The sequence below is a fragment of the Algibacter pectinivorans genome (genome assembly GCF_900112595.1).
Taxonomy (GTDB): Bacteria; Bacteroidota; Bacteroidia; order Flavobacteriales; family Flavobacteriaceae; genus Algibacter_B; species Algibacter_B pectinivorans.
In genome coordinates, this window is record NZ_FOMI01000001.1 from 475,332 (window position 1) to 495,010 (window position 19,679).

Sequence of the window (19,679 nt, forward strand, 5' to 3'; positions counted from 1 at the left end):
ATCACTTTTACAATTCACATCACTTTAACAACTCAAAATAAAGTTAGGGTTTTATCCCTGTTATCTCGTAAATATAATCAATTTTTCTTACAAAAACCCCCAATAGATTACTATTGAGGGTTTTAATTTATTGCAACTTATAGTTCTTAGATTCCAACCCAAGCAAGGCCATATTAGTTATCGAAATACCAATTAAACAAATCGGTTCTAAGTCCAAAATTAAACCATACGGTATTATTTTTAAAGGTAGTGGTCGTTGTAGCTTCTGGATTAAAATTCCTTACGGTTATATCGGTAAACAATTTAAGGTTTGTTGCAGGGTTTAAAAGGTAGCCTGCTTGTATATTACCATTAAAGGTTGTTGTTTTTATACCTTGACCAACTTCTACACCGATATCGAAAGGGCGTTCGTTGTAATTTCTATAGATATCGCCACCGTAACTAAAATCGTCTGTACCATCATTAAAATCTAATCCGCGTGTTCCAATAATAAATTTAGCATCGCCAAACCAACGTTTGTAACGATAACGACCAATTATTACGGCCTCACTAAAGTTTGCGCCCCATAAATGCGCCATCGATTGGTTATTGTGCGCATAATTTAACACCACGGTATTATGCGAATAGGTATAAGGACGCACACGGTTATACTCAAACTGCAGCAATAAATTATCAACCTTAAAGGCGTTATAATATTTAACACCTAGTTGGTAACCAAACTTGTTTTTCCAGCTTTTCTCACCTGCTTTTACATCGCCTAGAGAAAATTCATCTAAAATAAACTGACCATATATATTTACATCATCGTTCCATTTGTATTTTGCCGTTGCGCCCATTAGCGCATTTCCGGCACCTTGTCCGGTTTCAAACTCTATAGCTCTGTAAAATATAATAGGATTTAGGTAATTAACATCGAAACCTCGATTGTTGGAGTTAGTCCATAAAACGGACTCAAACAAACCTATATTTAAACGTTTACTAGCGTTCCAACTTAAATAATGGTTAGCCATATATTTAGTTAAAAAGGCATTATCTACTTCAACAGCATCTCTAACATCTTTTAACCACATCCAGGTATTGGTGTATTTAATTTTCCAAAACTTGGTGTTTAATTTTAAAAACGGACTAGGGCTTGCAACATCACTTAGTAATAATGATCTGTAACCATCGCCAATGAAATTTTTACCATGCCCAAATTGCAGGTTAATAAACTTAGCCGGCGCATAAGATAAATACGCTTCGGCCACCGGATAATCGTAAGAATCGGTTTTAAAGCGTTTCGCTATACCACGCCCAGGAATTATAGCTGGATCTGGACCAAAGGCTTTTAAACTTTCGGCATATCTATTTACATAATCGGCAAAGCGACCTTGACTTTCAAACACCGAAGCATAGAAATTTAATTTTTTACCTAATCCACCTTGCACCATAAATCCTCTAGTGTTATTGTAGGTGGTTCCGGCGTCTAAATTAGAATCGGCTCCTACTTGTAAATCTAAAATAGGATCAATAGTAAACCAATAATCATCGCTTTGTAATTGCACTAAATGTTCGTTCCAAAACTTTTTACCAAACCAAGTTTCGGTATTTTTATGCAGTTCTTTTTGTTCGGCTTCAAAATCGAAATATTTAGACACCTCTTCGTACACAAATGGTTTTGATGCGGTATGACTATTGGTACCAACCATATTCATTTGTCTATCAAAACGTGCATAATCACTATGTGTAAACTGAATATTTAATTGACTTTTAAACGATTGGTTTTCAAAATCTTTTAATTCTTTATTTACATTATCGTATTCTTTTTTAGCAGCCAACTCTAATGGATTAATCACTTTGGTAGCATTGGTATTAGGGCTAGTAGCATTATTTGCACCTTCAGCCTGATTTACTAAAGGTATTTTTATGGGTAAAGAATATTGCTTAAAAGTACTTTTACCATTATAGGTAGCTGGCTGTACTTTTGGAAATTCTGCAAAAACACGTTTTGCCTCGTCCTTTAACTCTTTATGTATAGCATCTGTATACACAATTTTAAACTGCCCTGTGGTATCCACCTCAAAAACAACAACGACTTCACCCTTATAACCAGCTTCGGTAAGATTAGTAGGTACCTTAAAATTGTTATAAATTTCGTTGTACACTTGGGTGTTAAAACAGCTTTGTAAGTTGGTAATAGCTACCTCTTCACAAATAGAGAATACCGGCGGCTTTTCAAGAGAAAAAGTATCTTGAGCATAAAAATTATATTGAACTAAAAGTAGGACTAGTACAATGAATTGCTTCATGTTTAAGAATTATGGATTAATTAAAACGTATTACTGCCGAAAGATACTATATTTTTAGATTCTACTCTCATTTATACCCCGATAAGTACTTCTAAAAACAGGAGTTACACAATAAAGTGTTAGGTACAAATTAGTATTAAAACAAAACCGCTATTACATAAGTAACAACGGTTTTTAAAGCATGACATTATAATTAAGTATTACTTATTGTACATAGAATACTATAGGTAGTGCGTAAATAACCCCAATATTTTTATTATTCTGTTTACCAGGAATCATTTCTGGTATAAAATTAATGACCCTTGCAGCTTCCTCTTTTAATTTATCATGATCTGCTCGAGTTTTAACATTGGTTACTTTACCCGTTTTATCTATGGTAAACTGCACATCTATTTTTTGTTTCCCTTCCAAACCGTATTGCGCAGCGATATCGCCACCATCAAATTTTCGTTGAATAAGCTTTCCTATTTTATCGGACATACACTTTTTACGTTCGGTATTGTTTTTAGATGTTTCGCAACCTGGATAGATTGGTACTTTCTGGACAAACACAATAGAAACAGGTTCCTCATCTCCCGGGTTTTCATCAACCACAACCGCTCCAGGATCTACTACTGGGGTTACGGGTTTCTGCTCTTCGGTAACGAGCTCTAGTACTTCTTCTAAAGTAACATCATCGTCAATCTCTTTTATTTTATTTATAAAAGCAACTTTCTTTTTGGGCTGGGGTTTTACCTCGGGCTTAAGCAATTCTTCAACTTTAATATTGTTAATTGAAATTTCCTCTGGAATATCCGGAGGCATTAACTTTACTACTGGTGGTGCAGTAGTCTCGAATTTCATTTCTAACAACCCAAAGGAAATTAGTAAACATACAATTAACCCTATTTGAAAATAAAGGGTTGAGTTTTTTTGTAAATTTGCATCATGCTTTTGTGATTTTTCCACGATTTTCTCATTTTGCCGAATGAGATCGTGAGTTTTCTTTTGATTACTCATAATAATTAGAATTTAAAATGTTAATATTATGCTAAAGTCACAATAAGCATACCAAAAAGAAATCCCGTTACAGTTTTGTAACGGGATTTTATATTAAAATAATAATGAGTTAAAAGAAGTCACTGTTTTTAAAAGCTCTATAAACAAAAAAACCTCGAAGCTAACTTCGAGGTTTTTAATATATAAGTAAAACTTATGCTTTCTTAATCTTGTACTTGGAAAATAATTGGTAACGAATATGGAACGTTTACCGGCTTACCACGTTGTTTTCCTGGTTTCATTTGTGGTAGCAATCCAATTACTCTTTTTGCTTCCTTCTCTAAACCTGGGTGTGGTGCTCTTGCACGAATACCTGTAACTGTACCTGTTTTGTCAATTTTAAAGATAACGTTTATACGTTGTCTTCCAGATAAACCTAAGTCGCTAGCTAACTCTGTGTTAAACTTTTTGTTAACAAACTGAGATATTTTTTTAGACATACAATCTCTCTTTTGAGTATTGCTTCCTTTTTCGCATCCTGGGAAAACTGGTACGTTTTCAATAACTGAAAATGGTACATCAATATCTTCTTCAACCTCAACAACTTCTACTTCTTCAACCTCAACAATTTCTGTTTCTTGATCAACCTCTGTAGACTCGATTACTGTTTCTTCAATTTCAACTTCATCTTCAACAATCTCGATCACTTCTGGCGCTGCAGGTGGTGGTGGAGGTGGTGGAGGCGTTTGTAATTGCTCAGTAATTGGGATTTCTTCGTCCTCAATTTCTTCAAGATCTAATTGTCCTATATCTATTTCAACTTTATCATAAGTTTTGTAATTGATTGCGTAATTTGTTAAGAACAACATTAACGCTAATCCAATTGCGAAGTAAAGTGAACTGTTACGTCCAACATTTGCTTGGGGATTTTTTTTAGGTTCCATAATTTAAATCGTTTATCAAGATTGCTAAAATAACTATTTATTTATCAAAAAAGCAAGCCTTTATTAGTTTTTAATATGTAATTGGTTTTTAAACCACAATACGGATGCCGCAATTAAGGCTCCTAAAGTATTAGCTAAGGCATCGTAAACATCTAAGGCTCTTGAGGCTGTAAATGTTCCTTGTAAAACTTCCATAATTATGCCAAATAATACAGCGAAAATAAAAGCATAAATTAAAGCCTTCTTTTTTTTAAAATTAAAGGTAAAACACCAAGCAAAATACCATAAAACGGCAAAAAGGGCGTAAGCTAAAAAGTGAAATATTTTATCGCCAAAGGATATTTCTAAATCTGGAAGGCGACCATCTAAATTAATTAAGCTTACTACTGCTAATGCCAGGGCATATACTAAGGCTATAATAAAAGTTGCTTTTTTAAGCACCAATTAAGGCTTTATAATCATCGGCAGATAATAATCCTTCTGCTTGCGATAAATCTGAACATTTTAATTTTATCATCCAACCTGCTCCATAAGGATCCGAGTTTACCACTTCTGGCTCATCCTCTAAACCTTCATTAAACTCAATAATCTCACCAGTTAATGGTAAAAATAAATCAGAAACGGTTTTTACGGCTTCAACAGTTCCAAAAACCTCATCGGCCTCTAAAGTTTCATCAACAGTTTCCACCTCAACATAAACAATATCACCTAATTCACTTTGTGCAAAATCGGTAATTCCAATGGTAGCAACGTCGCCATCTAACTTAACCCATTCGTGGTCTTTCGTGTATTTTAAATCAGCAGGAATATTCATTTTATAATTTTATTATATTTATTTAACAAATGTATTTATTCGCAATCACTTTTCAAACCTCAAAATGGTAATTAACAAACTTATTTTTTGGGCGCTACCACTAGGGTCGGGCTATCCAATACAAGTCCTCGCACCTCCTTCGTCGGGCTGTGGGCTTTCCTTTACTATCCCTAGCGCGGGGAAAACCTTAAATATAGTAACTAATACTAAACAAAAAGACTTTTGTGTTAGTTGGTATACCCTAATTAATTCCCAAAGTTATAACGTACTGTAAACCCAGATCGAATAGTGGTTTGCGGGAAGGCAGTAGATATAGCATAATCAGAGAACGTATAATCAAAATAGAAAATACCAGTTAGGTTTTTACTAAAGGCATAATCTGCCGAGTATTTTAAGCCCCAAATAGTTTGACCCGATGTAATTTGATTGTTTTCTAAATCTAAATATCTAATTATGGTTTTATTATCTCTAACCGAAATATCTGCTTTCATATTTAAATCGCTAACAATACGCTTTTTTGGTCCTGCTAATTTCGATCTAATACGTAAATCTTTAATTCTATACCCTAAACCAAAAATGTACTCGTTGCCTTGCACCTCGGTTAACAGGTTATTATCAAAACTTAAAGACAACATTCTATCCTTTTTAATTTCGGCTTGTACCCTAACCGAATTATTCATTTCCATATCAATTCTAACCAACGGACTAAACAATTCTGTTAAGTTAATATTGCTAAACAGTCTTTCGTTTTTAAAATTACCAGATTGATCTTTTGATGCATCCGATTGATCTACATAAGCAACACCTGGTGTTGGTGGTGCCTCATTACCTACCCCGTTTGGATCTATATTTAAATTGGTGCTAAACTGATTTATAGTGTAAGCCGAACGGTAACCATGCGTTAAAGAAAAACGTTTAAAGCGCTTTTTAAACCAACCAAACTTCATGAAACCTGTATATTTTAAATCCCAGTTAGGAATTGGAATATCTCTAAAAGCTCCTGTTTGCACCTTATTAGCGTCTTGACCCGAATACGCTGCTAAAAAGGCTGGCAACAATACTTTCTGGTTATTTTTACCAAAACCTAAAGGAAAGTTAGTTTCTGGGTCTCTTTCGTAAGTGGTTGTGCCATAAAACTCTTCGGCTAGTCGCTCTGCAACTTTTAATCTGTTTGCTCTAAAATCATCAAAAGCATCCGATCGTACTTCATCACTTTGGCTAAAGGCTGTTTTAATTAAAACCGTCGATATATTAAAGTTACCAAAGGTATTTGGTGTTAATGGGTTGTATATACCATTATCAACTCTGTAGTTCTCTGTAAAATTTTCGTAATACGCTCTATTACCTACAATATCAATTTTTAAATCTTTAACAGGCTGTAAACTTGCCGAAATATCTAATTGTTTGGTATTTGTAGATGTAAACTGTTGGTTAAACTCATCGAAGGTTGTTAACCAACCACGTCTTGCAGCTAAATACCTAACATCGCTTTGGCTACCAAATGTAAAACCAACTGTTGGTTTTAACGTCCCTACAAATCCTGGAGTGTTTAAATATCCTGGTAAATACATACCATTATTCTCTGAGTAGTTAACTTGAATTCTTTTTACACTTGTTAAAATATCTACACCAGCATTTAACAATTTGGTCATGCTTTGGTTTTTAACTCTAGAGGTCTTCTTTTTAGTATCCTTCGCATCGCCTCCCGGAGGTGCACCACCTGGAGTTGTTCGAGTTCTTACACGTCTAATTGGTTTTTTAACCAACCCTATATACTTGTAAAAACGATTCATATCTAACGAGGTATTGATATTATGAACGTTCGAGTTTTGTATGGTGTTTCCTAAATCGTAAGTCACACCATCAACTTCTAAACTACCAAATAAATCAGATCCTTTTTGCCATTGAAAACTACCCGTGTATTGATACGTAGCATCTAGAAAGCTAAACATTGGTAATTTATTAAGTGGTAATTGGTAAGTAACCCCTAAATTTTGTGTTTGTCTGTTAGGGTCTCCAATATCCATTAAACCATCCCAAACATCTAATTCATCATCTTGCTCGCCTGCAATTAAATCGTTGTCTTTAAAATAATTTCTAACAATATTATTATTAGCAGCCGTAAAGTTAAATTGTAACGATTTGGTTAAATTGTAATTGATGGCGTATTGAAAATCGAATGTATAATTTCTTCTAAATAACTCTTCAATACCAATGTTACCACTATCTGCAGTTAAATCTATTTCTCTAAACTTTTGACGATTAAACTGTCTATTAATATCGGTATTAATAGTAAAACTTGTTGGCAGTAAATTAAAATTAAACTCCTTTAATATTTTCCAGTATTTACCCGTAAAAAGCGAATCGTTTTTCTTGAAAGGCTCTATAGTTATAGGGTTAAAGTTGTGCGCATAATTAGCACCAACACGTAACGTTTTACTAACCGAGTTCTCTATTTCGAAATCTCTGTGCTGTACTTTGTTATAGGAATAGTTTAACGTTACATTTTCTACATCGTAAAAACGCGGTTTCTTATCTGTAGTTCTCGTTTTTCTTACTCCTATAAAATTAATACTTTGGCGTTTTGTGTAATCTTCAGACTGCTGTCTTATGGTTTCTTTTTCTTGTTCGGTTTCTGCAGCATCTATTCGAGATTCTAGAGTGATATCCTCATAAAACTGATCGTATTTTGGTGTTACTAACTCTTCGCTTTGCGAATAATTAAAAGGCACTTGAATACCCCATTTTTTTGGAAGCAATTGACCTACATTAATATTGGTAACCACATCGTATTGTTTAACATCCTCTAAACTACGCTGACTCGGACCTTGCTCTAACGAACCAAAACCAGATGTACTTTGACTACCTGTGGCGCTAATGCTTGCAAAATCGGCAATATTAGTATCCATACTAACTACGGCTGCCCAACCACCTTCGTTATCTAAATCGGATAAGCGCAACTCGTTAAACCAAACCTCAGCACAAACATCGTCACTTGATGTTGCGTTTTTAACACCAACCATAAGTGTTCTTATATCTCCAAAGTTAGGATTACCTTTTATAGCGACACGATGTTGACCAGGAATGTATCCTACATAGGTACCACCCTCGGCAACTCTAGATATTTCGTTATTAATTACATCGTAAAATCTAGCCTCTCCATTTGTTGGTGCTGCATCTACAAAGGATTCTGCTTTAACTTTCCCTAAAATATCTATTGGTAAATTAATTTCGTTGTTTGTTGGCCATAAACCATCTCTAGTTGTAGATGTAGATACTTCTAGAGGTACTTCTATTTGATAATAATTCTCGGTTAAATCGTTACCCATTCGAATAAAACCAACCAATTCGTTATCGGCTAAATCTCCTGTTCCCGACTCGCCATCTTCAGCATGCATAAACATACGCATACGTTTGTATTGACGCATATCTAGATTGATATTTTTATATACCGCCTTAGCATCTTCTGCTTCTAAATTACAAACCTTAACAACTAAAGACTGCTCATTTTGGCTTACTACCGTGTTATTATTAAACAACTCCTCTGGCTCAATTCCTGGAGGGCGTTGGTAGCTACCTTCGTTTTCTATAGTTCCAATAACACTAACCGAGAAATCTGTTTGCTCATCCTCTGGTGTAGTATCGTTTAAATCTAGAGCCTGCGTGTAACGTCTCCAATCACTTCTTACCAAATCTAAAGTACCAAATCGAAACACTGTTGCCTGTTGAAATTCTTTAAGGTAAATTCTAGCAAACCTTACCGAACGTAAATCGCTTATTCCACCTACAGCTTTAACATGACTACCTTCTACAGGAATTCTAAACTGATACCATCTTACATTAACCGATTCGCCATTTGGTAGCGTACGTGGCTGATCTTTAAAATCTCTTAAAAATTCCTTTAAAGGATTTCCATTAGGAATATTATCGAAATCGGCTTGACTTTGAGGTAAATTAGTTCGATTAAGATCTAATTCGTATTCGTAATAACTATCAATCGTGTTCATGGTGTTATCACGATTTATATCCTCTACATCTGGTTGGGTGTTAGCAGCCCTATCTGTATCCGAAAACGTATCAGGCGTGTTACCCTCAACGCCATTATACTTTTTATAACGCTCAAAAATATCGCCACTAGTATTTAAAAAATACGCATAGTTATCTTTTGAAGGGTCCTCTCCAAATTGGCTTCCAAATACCGCTATTTCTTCGGCGTCATTATATCCATCGTACCCAACATCTTGATTGGTTCGTTCTTCTCCCGTACTATCAAACGTATAAATTAAGGATTGGTTTTGAGGCACAACTGTACCCCAAGATGTTTCGTTTAATAAACTAATATCGCCATCTTTAGGTAATCCGTTTTCATATAGTTTTTTTCCATCTTTAATAATATCTTCTGAAATATTACCTAGGTTAAACACCAATTTACCTCCCGGATTTGATGGATTATCTTGAAACGGATCTTGTAGCCAGAAATCGATATATTCTACATTTTGTTGCTCAAAATCGGTAGATGATAATGATCTTGTAATACCCGCCCAAGAGTCTTGAGGATTAGTAAGCGTTTCATTATTAAGATTGGTAGTCTGAAAATTATATGGCCCCCGTTCTTCTGGATAGTAGGCTAAATCTAAAGTAAAAATTACAGAGTTTTGACCTTGAACCAAATCTTGATTAGGAAATAGTTCGTTTATAAATACACGACTTGTATACAGACCAGAAACATCTTCATCTGAAATTTCATCTGGTCGTCGCGAGCTATAGAATATGGGGTCGATAGTATACCAGTTTAATAAGGCTCTATTATATCCATTTTGAATACCTGCTTGATCTTCAAGTTCGCCATATTCTCCGTCGCCATCAATATCTAAAGGTCTACTCGATAAAAACCAAGATTGCTGCGAGGTTAAATCGATGCTGTTTTGCGAGCCTTCAAAATCGTCTATATACGATGTGGCTTCGCCCTCTAAATCTGTTCCTTTTGGTGCGCCTGGAGCTAAATAGGCAAACTCGCCACGAAGGGATAAGTTAGACTCCACATCGGTATCGATATTTGGCAATTTGTTAGCCAAACGCGTTAAGAATGGTACTTTGGTAGAAAAGTTTCCGTTTAAACCAAAAATAGTATTGTTTATAGATTCTGACCCGTAATTGGCTTTCTGGGTTATTGGTCGTTCGTTTAAGTTTAATAAGGTAGCCCCTAAAAGAAAGTTTTCGTTGAATTTATGTTCAACATTTATTCCCGTAAAGCGTTTTGTTTGTTGCCCGAATACGGCATTATTTTCGGTTGATACTTGAATTGGTGTATTTGAAGCTTCTAAAGATGCATCTAAAATTTGAACCCTTCCTAATTGATAATTTACGGTATAGTCGATACCTTCAACCAATACACGCCCACCGGCAGTTACACGCACAGATCCTCTAGGAACATTAAAAGCTCCTATAGGAATACCATCGCCTCCACCAGAAGATTTATAGCGCCCTTTTAATTTGAATTTATTTTTCTCTACCTCCTCTAGAGCAGCTGTTTTTGTGCTTTTATAAAGCACATCGTACACGTATTTTTTCTGATCCTCATTAAACCCCCCATTATCTTCATCGTCGTAATTGCTACCACCACCTAAAACATTATATAAATATTCTCCAAAAGGCTCAGCACTTGTAAACACAATTTTTCCGTTTTGAGGAATAACCGTGATGCCCGATACAAAATCGAAAAAACCATCGCCTCGAGATTGCGGATCGTTATTAAAGTTTAATTTATCTAAGTTGAAAACCCTTAGTAATGGTGAGTTTTCAATTAAATCATCACTTGGTGTATTTGTAGTAACAGGGTTTCCGTTAATATCTAACTCGAAACTAGCACCAACAGGCGTAATAAAGTTAAGCGGAGAAGCTTCGTTATAAAAAATGTTTAATGTAAAATCATCTTCACTCAAGTTGTAAGCACCGGTGTCGTAGATGTTTTTCATCATTAAATCCCAGATAGGCTGATTAACATTAGTAATGCTACTTTTTAACATTTTTAAAACCAAGGCGGTATTTACTACCGAAGTTACCTGGTTATCAGCATTGGTTTCCACTTCTGTAGCCTCCAAACCATCGTTAGCAAATTCACCTACTTGATAAACCTTACCACCAACGGTATATTGATAGGCAACGGCTAAAACCTCATCATTACTAAGTCTTTGGCTTAATGATATATATCCTAACTCTGTATTTAATGTATACTCTTGACCACTTATTAATTTTCTAGCATTTTCAAGTTTGGCGTAATCGCTACCTTCGTTTACTTCGTTATTTAAAGCACCAAAACCTTGATCGGCTGTCGATATATCTCTAATTTGTTGTGTTAAAACTGAACCACCTGTTGTAATTGTTAAGGGATTAAATCCGTTATTTCCATTATCTGGAAAAGCCCCAGGAGCTGCCGATACTGGTACGGTTTGAGAATAGGTTTTATCGCTCTCTCCAATATCTTGAAGTGCTACAATATTTCTAACATTTTCTGTTCTATTACTTCTGTTAGTCACCCATACTTCCAATCTTGTAATTTGTAAACCTTTATTGTTTATAAAGGGATAGTTTGCCAAAGCAGCATCATAAGTATCTCTAAAGTATTGTGCTAAAAAGAAGTGTCTATTTTCATCGTATTCTCTAATAAAAAACTCGAAATCTTCTAGGGTTCCTCCACCTTGAGCTACCACGGTATTGGCTTGCGATTTTTGTTCGGAAAACACACCTGTTACCGTAGTTTTTCCGAATTGTAATTGCGCCTTTACACCAAATAAACTTTGTGCTCCTGTAATTAAAGAACTATTTAAAGGCATACTTACATTACCCACTTCAATTTTTTGAAGAATATCATCTTCGGTTGGAGTGTATTCTAATTTTATAAGTTGTTGAAAATCGAAGGTAGATTGTGTATCGTAATTAGCATTAACCTGAAGCCTTGTACCCACTTTACCTAATAAACTTAAACTAATACGCTGGTCGAAATCGAAAGTAAAATTACTTCTGTTTCGTGGTGAAAACGATGGGTTATCTTGTTTTGAAAAAAGGACACCTAAATCCATTTCTACCGATCCTTGCGGAATAACCTCGATAACATCACTTCCAAAAATACTGGTAAAAAAATCTGATTTTACATAAAATTCGGGCAGTAAGTTTTTTTGAGTCTCTTCTGAACCTTCCTTTTTACCTTCAAAAGCATCAATTTTTTCTTTGTAATAGCTTCGTAAATTTTCCTTAGCCACTAAGGCATAATACTCTTTTGGCGTAAGGATAACAGGGTAGTTAATATTAAAGCTACCTATTTTTTCGGTATAAATATACCTATCTGTTATGGGATCGTAGGTATACCTGGACTCCACACTAGTAGGATTTGGTACTTTTATTTTACCTAAACTAAATCCGGTTTGTATAGTATCCTGTGTTGGCTGTTGAGACCAAGCCACAAAAGAGTAACAAAACAGGAATACTAATAGGAATGTTTGTTTAGAAAGTTTATAGTTAGTTTGGTTCAAAATATATTATAAATTTTTTAAGGCCTGCTTTATAATAGTTTCTAAATCGGCATCTGGGTGTCCTATCATTATTTTATCTACAACACGTTCTGCCTGTTTTTTAACAAATCCAAGCACTTCTAAAGCAGATAACGCTTCATCTTTGTTGGTATTGCCTTGAGGCATAGAAACATCGTCTATGTCGTAAATCTTTAAGATTTTGTCTTTTAAATCTAAAATAACACGTTGCGCAGTTTTAGCACCAATTCCTTTTACAGATTGAATTAATGCTACATCTCCACTAGCAATACCTTCTCTTACTTGTTTTGGAGTTAATGACGATAACATAGTACGAGCAATACTAGCTCCAATACCACTAACAGAAATTAATAATCTAAAAATTTCGCGCTCGCCAATAGAAGAAAACCCATATAATGTATGAGAATCCTCTTTAACCTGTAAATGGGTATATAGTTTTAAAAATTCGTTATTTGGAATTTGAGAAAACGTATGTAAAGATATATTAAGCATATATCCAACGCCATTACAATCAATAACAACATGAGTTGGATTTTTTTCGGTAAGCTTTCCTTGAATATGTGTTATCATAAAGTATTAATCGTTAACCCTCAAATGTAATAAAATTATTAACATTTAATTTATATCCTATTTACTAATCGACATTACAGCAATAAATTAGCTTGTTTTTAATTTGCTTTCAGCTTTATTCCTTATAATTCTTACAGGGTCGGGTTTTCTTTTTCCCACTTTTCCTTGTTTTGAGCATCAATAACGGCAATAGCAGTCATATTTACAATTTCATCAACACTAGCACCTAATTGCAATATATGTACTGGCTTACGCATACCCATCATAATTGGCCCTATAGAATCTGCTTCATATAATTCTTTAAGTAACTTATAGGTAATATTTGCTGAATCTAAATTTGGAAAAACAAGCGCATTTACCTTTTTACCAGCAAGTTTAGAAAATGGAAAACGATCTTGAAGCATCTCGTCGTTTAATGCAAAATCGGCTTGTAATTCACCATCAACAATCATATCTGGATAATTTCTGTGTAACATTGAAACTGCCTCTCTTACTTTTGATGCTTTTTCACTTATAGACGACCCAAAGTTTGAATAAGACACCATAGCCAATACCGGGTTTAATCCAAACATTTTAATTACCCTATCTGTCATTTGAGTAATTTTAGCCAATGTCTTAGCATCTGGATCTATATTAATTGAGGTATCACTTAAAAATAAAGGTCCTCTTTTAGTCATCATTAAATTGGTAGTTGCTGCTCTACTAACTCCTGGCATAAGACCAATAAGCTCTAACATAGGTTTTAAAACGGTAGGATAATTACGAGAATACCCAGAAACAACAGCATCTGCATCGCCTTCGTTAACCATCATAGCAGCAAAATAATTACGCTCGCGCATTAAACGCTGTGCAGAATAATATGTTACACCTCTGCGTTTACGTTGCTCCCAGTACACTTTGGCATATTTGTTTTTACGCTCGTTTTCTTCTTCGGTTTTAGGATCTATAATAGGAATATCTGCGTCGAACTCAATTTCTTTCATTAAGTCTTCAATAGTTTCTTTTCTACCTAAAAGAATTGGTATAGCTACGCCATCTTCATGCACTATTTGGGCAGCTTTTAAAACATCTAATTGATCTGCTTCGGCAAAAACTACACGCTTAGGATTTAGTTTTGCACGATTTAATAATAATCTAATTAACTTATTATCGGAACCTAAACGTTCTCTTAATGTATCTTCATACTTAACCCAATCGGTAATTGGGTATTTAGCAATACCACTATCCATTGCGGCTTTTGCAACAGCAGGAGGAACTTCGGCAATTAAACGCGGATCGAACGGCTTTGGAATAATATAATTTTTGCCAAAGGTTAAACGTGTTTCGCCATAGGCAATATTTACTTGCTCTGGCACAGGCTCTTTAGCTAATTTAACTAAGGCTTTAACAGCTGCCATTTTCATGGCTTCGTTTATTCCGGTAGCGCGAACATCTAAGGCTCCTCTAAAAATAAACGGGAAACCTAAAACATTATTTACTTGATTAGGATGATCACTTCTTCCTGTTGCCATTATGATATCCTTACGGGTAGCGATTGCTAAATCGTAATTAATTTCAGGATTTGGATTAGCCATAGCAAAAACAATAGGGTTTTTGGCCATGCTTAATAACATTTCGGGAGTAACAATGTCCGCCATGGAAAGCCCAATAAAAACATCGGCGTCTTTCATAGCTTCATCTAGTGTATCTATTTTTCTATCGGTAGCAAATTCTGCTTTTTGAGAAGATAAGTTTCCTCTATCTTTTCTAATAACACCTTTACTATCCAGCATTACCATATTTTCACCTTTGGCACCAAAAGCTTGATATAAGCGAGAACATGAAATAGCAGCAGCCCCAGCACCGCTTATTACTATTTTTACGTCTTCAATTTTTTTCTCTGATAATTCTACAGCATTTAATAAGGCTGCCGCCGAAATTATGGCAGTACCATGCTGGTCGTCGTGCATTACCGGAATATCCAGCTCTTCCTTTAAACGTCTTTCAATCTCGAAAGCTTCAGGCGCTTTGATATCTTCTAAGTTAATACCACCAAAAGTAGGTGCTATATTCTTAACGGTTTGAATAAACTCTTCAACATTTTCAGTATCAACTTCAATATCAAAAACATCGATATCCGCAAAAATTTTGAAAAGCAACCCTTTTCCCTCCATAACAGGTTTCCCTGCCAAAGCACCAATATTACCTAGTCCTAAAACGGCAGTACCGTTAGAAATTACAGCAACTAAATTCCCTTTGGATGTATAGCGATAAGCGTTTTCTTTATCTTTTTCAATTTCTAAACAAGGTTCTGCGACACCAGGTGAATACGCTAAAGACAGATCTCTTTGGCTTGCATATTTTTTGGTTGGCACCACTGCAATTTTACCAGGTGTTGGTTTTGCGTGATATATAAGGGCTTCTCTACGTTTACTTTCTTCGCTCATAATGTAGTTTATTAACTAAACGAACAAAGATAATAATCCTTTGAAAGCATACACCTTTTCTTTAAAAAAAATGATGCTACTTTTTACAGGTTACTTTTACTTATTTTTTAATAGTAAAACTAAATTTAGCACCTTCTCCTAATTGAGAGTCTACTTTAACGGTACCTCCAGATTTTTCTACTATCTTTTTTACAGTTGCTAAGCCTATTCCATGCCCTGTACGCCCAAATTTGTCATAATTAACAAGTTTTTCGAAGATTTTAAATATCTTTTTTTGATTAGCCAAGGCTATACCAGGCCCATTATCTTTTACATAAAACTGGTAGTGTGTACTCGACTCTGAAACAGTTATATCAATAGCAACCTCATCTTTATCATTATACTTTATAGCATTTGAAACCAAATTAATTAAAACTTGATTAACCACCGTCTTATTAGCTTTAACATCAACCAATGAGGTATTTAACTTCATTTTTATTTTATGATCGTAATTAAAAAGCCCTTCTACTTGTTGAATTAAATCCTCTAAGTTAATTGAGGTCTTTTTTTCTTTTATAATAGTATCGCTTTTACTATACTCAAGCAAGCCTTCTACTAAACCTCGAAGATTATCAGATGAGTTTAAAATTAGTTTTAGCATTTCTAAACTTTCATCACCAATAATTTCTTTGTTATCTTCAATGAATAACTCAGCTAAGCTAGAAATATTAATTAAAGGAGATTTTAAATCGTGTGCTGCCACATACGCGAAGCGCTCTAAGTCCTGGTTTTTTTCTTCTAAGCTCTTTAAGGCGTCTTCCAATAAAAATTTATTTTTCCGAAGTTCTAGTATATTCATAACCTGATTTGAGAGAGCAGAAAGTGAATTTATTTGACTTTGACTCAATAAATTTGGTTTATTATCAATAACGCATAAGGTCCCTAAAGGCAAACCATTTTGACTCTTTAGGGTCACACCTGCATAAAAAATCACATTTGGAGCTCCGGTAACTAAAGGATTATCATGAAAACGATCATCTTTTCTTGCATCTTGAATTATAAACGGCTCATTCGATTCATTTATAGCATGTGCGCAAAAAGCATATTCTTTTGGTGTTTGGGTAGTGCTTAACCCAATGTGCGACTTAAACCATTGCCGTTTATCGTCTATTAAGCTAATTAATGCTATAGGCATACCACAAATCTCTGCCGCAATACGTGTAATATCATCGTAATCCTTTTCAGGTAGCGTATCAAGAATATTATACGATTTTAAGTTTTCAATTCTATCTACCTCATTTTCATGGTCATTGGGAGCAATCATACTTGTAAGTTTACAACTGCAAAATACTACAAATTCACGACAAATTTTCTGTAATAGCATTAATTATACTTTTTACAGTAATTTACACTATCACTTATTTAAAAAAGTAGCTTTTTACAGCTACTTCACTTTAAAACGTTAATACTATATTTTCTCCACCCACAGTATAATTTATTTCAAAGGAATGACTTTTAAGGTCTGCATTAAGAGATGCAACATCTTCTCCATTTACCCAAACAATATCGATTTTAGCATCTGAAGTTTCAATAATCTTCATAGTACCCGAAAAAGCACTTAATGTATTTCTTAACCTTAAAAGCTCAAGTTGCCCTTTAACAACAGGCCTATTAACACCATCTATAATTTCTTGCATAGATAGTGTGGTTCTGTTAATTTCCTTATGGCCTCCGCTTCCGCCTTTATCGGCTCCTTTGTAATCATTTTTACCGGCAAAAACATCTAAATACCATACTTGCGGAATACCAGGCATAAATATTTGTATAGCTCTAGCTAACAACAACTTTTGTTCATCTTCTCCTAAAGCACTAAAAAAAGTAGCATTAACTTGATAGTACGAAATTTTTTTACCAGATGGCCCATAAAGATTTTTTACGCGCCCGCCACGATCCATTATTTTGGTCATAACAGCTTCTATTTCTTCATCCTGAAGCAAGCCTTTATTATAAACACCATTAACCGCTTTTCCTTTTAAATCTAAAACAGGAATACCATCATGACAACCAAGCATGTTTACGGTTTTATAGCCTTTTTCAAGAATTTCGTTAGCCCATTTAAGCAGCGCCTTACTACTGCCAGTTTCAATGGTATGAATGGTTAAACCTGGAAGGAAAAAATCGTAAATAAAATACCCTTCACTAGCAACCTCATCGTGTAAATGCAAGCCATATTCGGCATGGATTTCTGGCAATACCATTAAATTATTTTTTTGTGCTATTTCTTTAATAGCCTTTAAATGCTGCCAAGTACCCGGTTTATTAAAAAAGTTAGTTTGACCAATTTCTTTATGTAAATATGCAAAAGCATCAAGCCTTAAAATTTTACCACCAAAATGGCTAACTTTCTTTAAAGTTTCCTCATAAAACCCCCAAACTAACGGTGAATTAGCATTAACATCCATTTGCCCTAAGTACGAACATTTTTGATGCACAATCTGAATAATTTCCTTTTTAAAGGTAATACAATCTTCAAAATCTATGTGCTCTAACGCTTGCTTTTCTTCTATGGCAACATTTACTTTTTTAACTATTGCAATGGCTTGCTGTGGATTTAAGCCTTTAATATTTTGTAAGTCTTCTGCATCTATTTTGTTAAATGTAATTTGCTGATAAAAGGTATTCCAATATGGTTTTTCGGTACCATCTGGAAAAGGCACTTTTAATATTGGCAACCCAGATTTCCTCATAAATAATTTATTAAGAAATTCTTCTTTAGGCACAATAACACCATCGTCTCCCATTTCACCGTGGCCTTCCCAAAAGGTATTCCAATTGATGAAAAAATCTTTGTATTTAGAGTTTTCACCGTGCTTTAATAAGTCTTTAAACTGAGGTGAGGCTACCGATAAATGATTTAAAACTATATCAAACTTTAATTGAATATTTAGGTTTTCTAAATCTGTTAAATCTTCTTCTGAAACTAACTCTTTATTAATGTTATAATCAATTACCGAAAACCCTCTATCTAAATCGCTATTAAAAAATGTTGGCAGCACATAAAACAAAGAGAAAACATCCTTGAATTCTGGCATTTTCAGCATAGTAATGGTATCCTTTAAATTTACACCTATACTATCTGGGTAAGCATTAAGCATTACGCCGTTGGTTATTTTATTTTCTTTCGACATTGTTTTTAAGTTTACAAAAGTTCTGATAAAATATTAATGTTATCGGGTAGTCTACCTACATTTTGAAGTTTTAGGGCTGCTAATTTTAATGCAATTTGCAAGCATTCTTCAACAGGCTTTTCCTTTATATGGGCAAATAAAAAGCCAGACCAAAAAGCATCGCCTGCCCCCGTAGCATCCATAACTACATCTATTTTTATGGCTGGTAATTCAATAACAGATTTTCCTTTTTGTGATAGTTTAACCCCTTTACTTCCTAATGTTAAACAAACCGTATCGACCCCTTCGTTATGGAAAAATTCAAATATTTTGTCGTGTGGTAAATCTTCTTCAAAAAGTCTAGACATATCATCTTCGCTAACCTTTACCAAAGGATTATACTTGCAATATGCTTTAATTATATTAAAAGCTTCCTCTTGGCTACTCCAAAGTTTTTTGGCATAATTTACATCTATACTTAATTGACACCCCAAGTTAAAAGCTTCTTTAGCTTTATTTAAAATGGTAGACTGTGCTGGTTTTTTACTTAGAGCAAAACAGGTGGTATGATACACCTTAGCATTAGCCAGCGTTTCTTTTGAAATTTGGTCTTCAGTAATACAAGAATCTGCCTCTCTAAATGGTATAAAATCTGGAGTACCATCGGTTCTAGAAACAAAAATAACACTGGTAGGCTGAGTATCAATCATTCTAATATGCGCTGTAGAAACCCCTATTTCGTTAAGTCTTTTAAAAATATACTCTCCAAAACCATCATTACCTACAGTTGCAACCATTACCGAGTTTAACCCTAGTCTAGCCGAATTCATAGCGACATTTGCTGGCGAACCACCTAAATATCTATGATAATCTCGTGTATTATTAATTAGAACCTCTGTTTGATGCCCAATAAAGTCGACAAGTACTTCGCCAACACATAGAATGTCTATGTTTTTCATAAAAATA

The 19,679-nt window shown here is 34.5% G+C and carries 11 protein-coding genes; all 11 read right to left on the reverse strand.

Annotated elements, in window-relative coordinates:
* Nucleotides 1-173: 173 nt before the first annotated feature.
* Nucleotides 174-2,288 carry a gliding motility protein RemB gene (locus BMY96_RS02260; RefSeq protein ID WP_092848513.1) on the reverse strand — a complete coding sequence of 705 codons (2,115 nt, stop codon included), beginning with the start codon at nucleotides 2,286-2,288 and terminating at the stop codon, nucleotides 174-176.
* 204 nt (nucleotides 2,289-2,492) lie between these two features.
* Entirely contained in the window at nucleotides 2,493-3,287 is a 795-nt protein-coding gene (locus tag BMY96_RS02265) for an energy transducer TonB (protein ID WP_092848515.1), read from the reverse strand.
* Nucleotides 3,288-3,490: 203 nt separating this feature from the next.
* The gene (locus tag BMY96_RS02270) at nucleotides 3,491-4,210 is read right to left on the reverse strand and encodes an energy transducer TonB (RefSeq protein ID WP_092848518.1); all 720 of its coding nucleotides are present in this window, start codon (nucleotides 4,208-4,210) and stop codon (nucleotides 3,491-3,493) included.
* A gap of 63 nt (nucleotides 4,211-4,273) precedes the next feature.
* On the reverse strand, nucleotides 4,274-4,651 hold the full coding sequence (locus BMY96_RS02275; RefSeq protein ID WP_175473496.1) for a VanZ family protein: 378 nt from the start codon (nucleotides 4,649-4,651) through the stop codon (nucleotides 4,274-4,276).
* Nucleotides 4,644-5,024, reverse strand: a complete 381-nt coding sequence (gene gcvH, locus BMY96_RS02280; protein WP_092848521.1) for a glycine cleavage system protein GcvH — start codon at nucleotides 5,022-5,024, stop codon at nucleotides 4,644-4,646. The genes BMY96_RS02275 and gcvH overlap by 8 nt, the downstream gene beginning before the upstream one ends.
* A gap of 245 nt (nucleotides 5,025-5,269) precedes the next feature.
* Complete coding sequence (gene sov / locus BMY96_RS02285; RefSeq protein WP_092848523.1) at nucleotides 5,270-12,553, reverse strand: T9SS outer membrane translocon Sov/SprA; 7,284 nt, start codon at nucleotides 12,551-12,553, stop codon at nucleotides 5,270-5,272.
* A gap of 6 nt (nucleotides 12,554-12,559) precedes the next feature.
* Nucleotides 12,560-13,141: a Holliday junction branch migration protein RuvA gene (gene ruvA, locus BMY96_RS02290; RefSeq protein WP_092848526.1), complete on the reverse strand. Its 582-nt coding sequence runs from the start codon at nucleotides 13,139-13,141 to the stop codon at nucleotides 12,560-12,562.
* 131 nt (nucleotides 13,142-13,272) lie between these two features.
* Nucleotides 13,273-15,567, reverse strand: coding sequence for an NADP-dependent malic enzyme (locus BMY96_RS02295; protein WP_092848528.1), 2,295 nt, complete (start codon nucleotides 15,565-15,567; stop codon nucleotides 13,273-13,275).
* 100 nt (nucleotides 15,568-15,667) lie between these two features.
* A complete protein-coding gene (locus BMY96_RS02300; protein ID WP_092848531.1) occupies nucleotides 15,668-16,870 on the reverse strand; it encodes a sensor histidine kinase in 1,203 nt (400 codons plus the stop codon).
* A gap of 130 nt (nucleotides 16,871-17,000) precedes the next feature.
* Nucleotides 17,001-18,734, reverse strand: a complete 1,734-nt coding sequence (locus tag BMY96_RS02305; protein ID WP_092848534.1) for an alpha-amylase family protein — start codon at nucleotides 18,732-18,734, stop codon at nucleotides 17,001-17,003.
* Between the two features lie 11 nt (nucleotides 18,735-18,745).
* The gene (locus BMY96_RS02310; protein ID WP_092848537.1) at nucleotides 18,746-19,672 is read right to left on the reverse strand and encodes a carbohydrate kinase family protein; all 927 of its coding nucleotides are present in this window, start codon (nucleotides 19,670-19,672) and stop codon (nucleotides 18,746-18,748) included.
* Between the last annotated feature and the right edge of the window lie 7 nt (nucleotides 19,673-19,679).

Excerpts from the sequence above, each read along its gene's own strand:
- BMY96_RS02270 (WP_092848518.1), bottom strand. The coding sequence starts at position 4,210 with ATGGAACCTAAAAAAAATCCCCAAGCAAATGTTGGACGTAACAGTTCA.
- gcvH (WP_092848521.1), bottom strand. The coding sequence starts at position 5,024 with ATGAATATTCCTGCTGATTTAAAATACACGAAAGACCACGAATGGGTT.
- BMY96_RS02305 (WP_092848534.1), bottom strand. The coding sequence starts at position 18,734 with ATGTCGAAAGAAAATAAAATAACCAACGGCGTAATGCTTAATGCTTAC.
- BMY96_RS02310 (WP_092848537.1), bottom strand. The coding sequence starts at position 19,672 with ATGAAAAACATAGACATTCTATGTGTTGGCGAAGTACTTGTCGACTTT.
- BMY96_RS02260 (WP_092848513.1), bottom strand. The coding sequence starts at position 2,288 with ATGAAGCAATTCATTGTACTAGTCCTACTTTTAGTTCAATATAATTTT.
- BMY96_RS02300 (WP_092848531.1), bottom strand. The coding sequence starts at position 16,870 with ATGATTGCTCCCAATGACCATGAAAATGAGGTAGATAGAATTGAAAAC.
- BMY96_RS02295 (WP_092848528.1), bottom strand. The coding sequence starts at position 15,567 with ATGAGCGAAGAAAGTAAACGTAGAGAAGCCCTTATATATCACGCAAAA.
- BMY96_RS02265 (WP_092848515.1), bottom strand. The coding sequence starts at position 3,287 with ATGAGTAATCAAAAGAAAACTCACGATCTCATTCGGCAAAATGAGAAA.
- ruvA (WP_092848526.1), bottom strand. The coding sequence starts at position 13,141 with ATGATAACACATATTCAAGGAAAGCTTACCGAAAAAAATCCAACTCAT.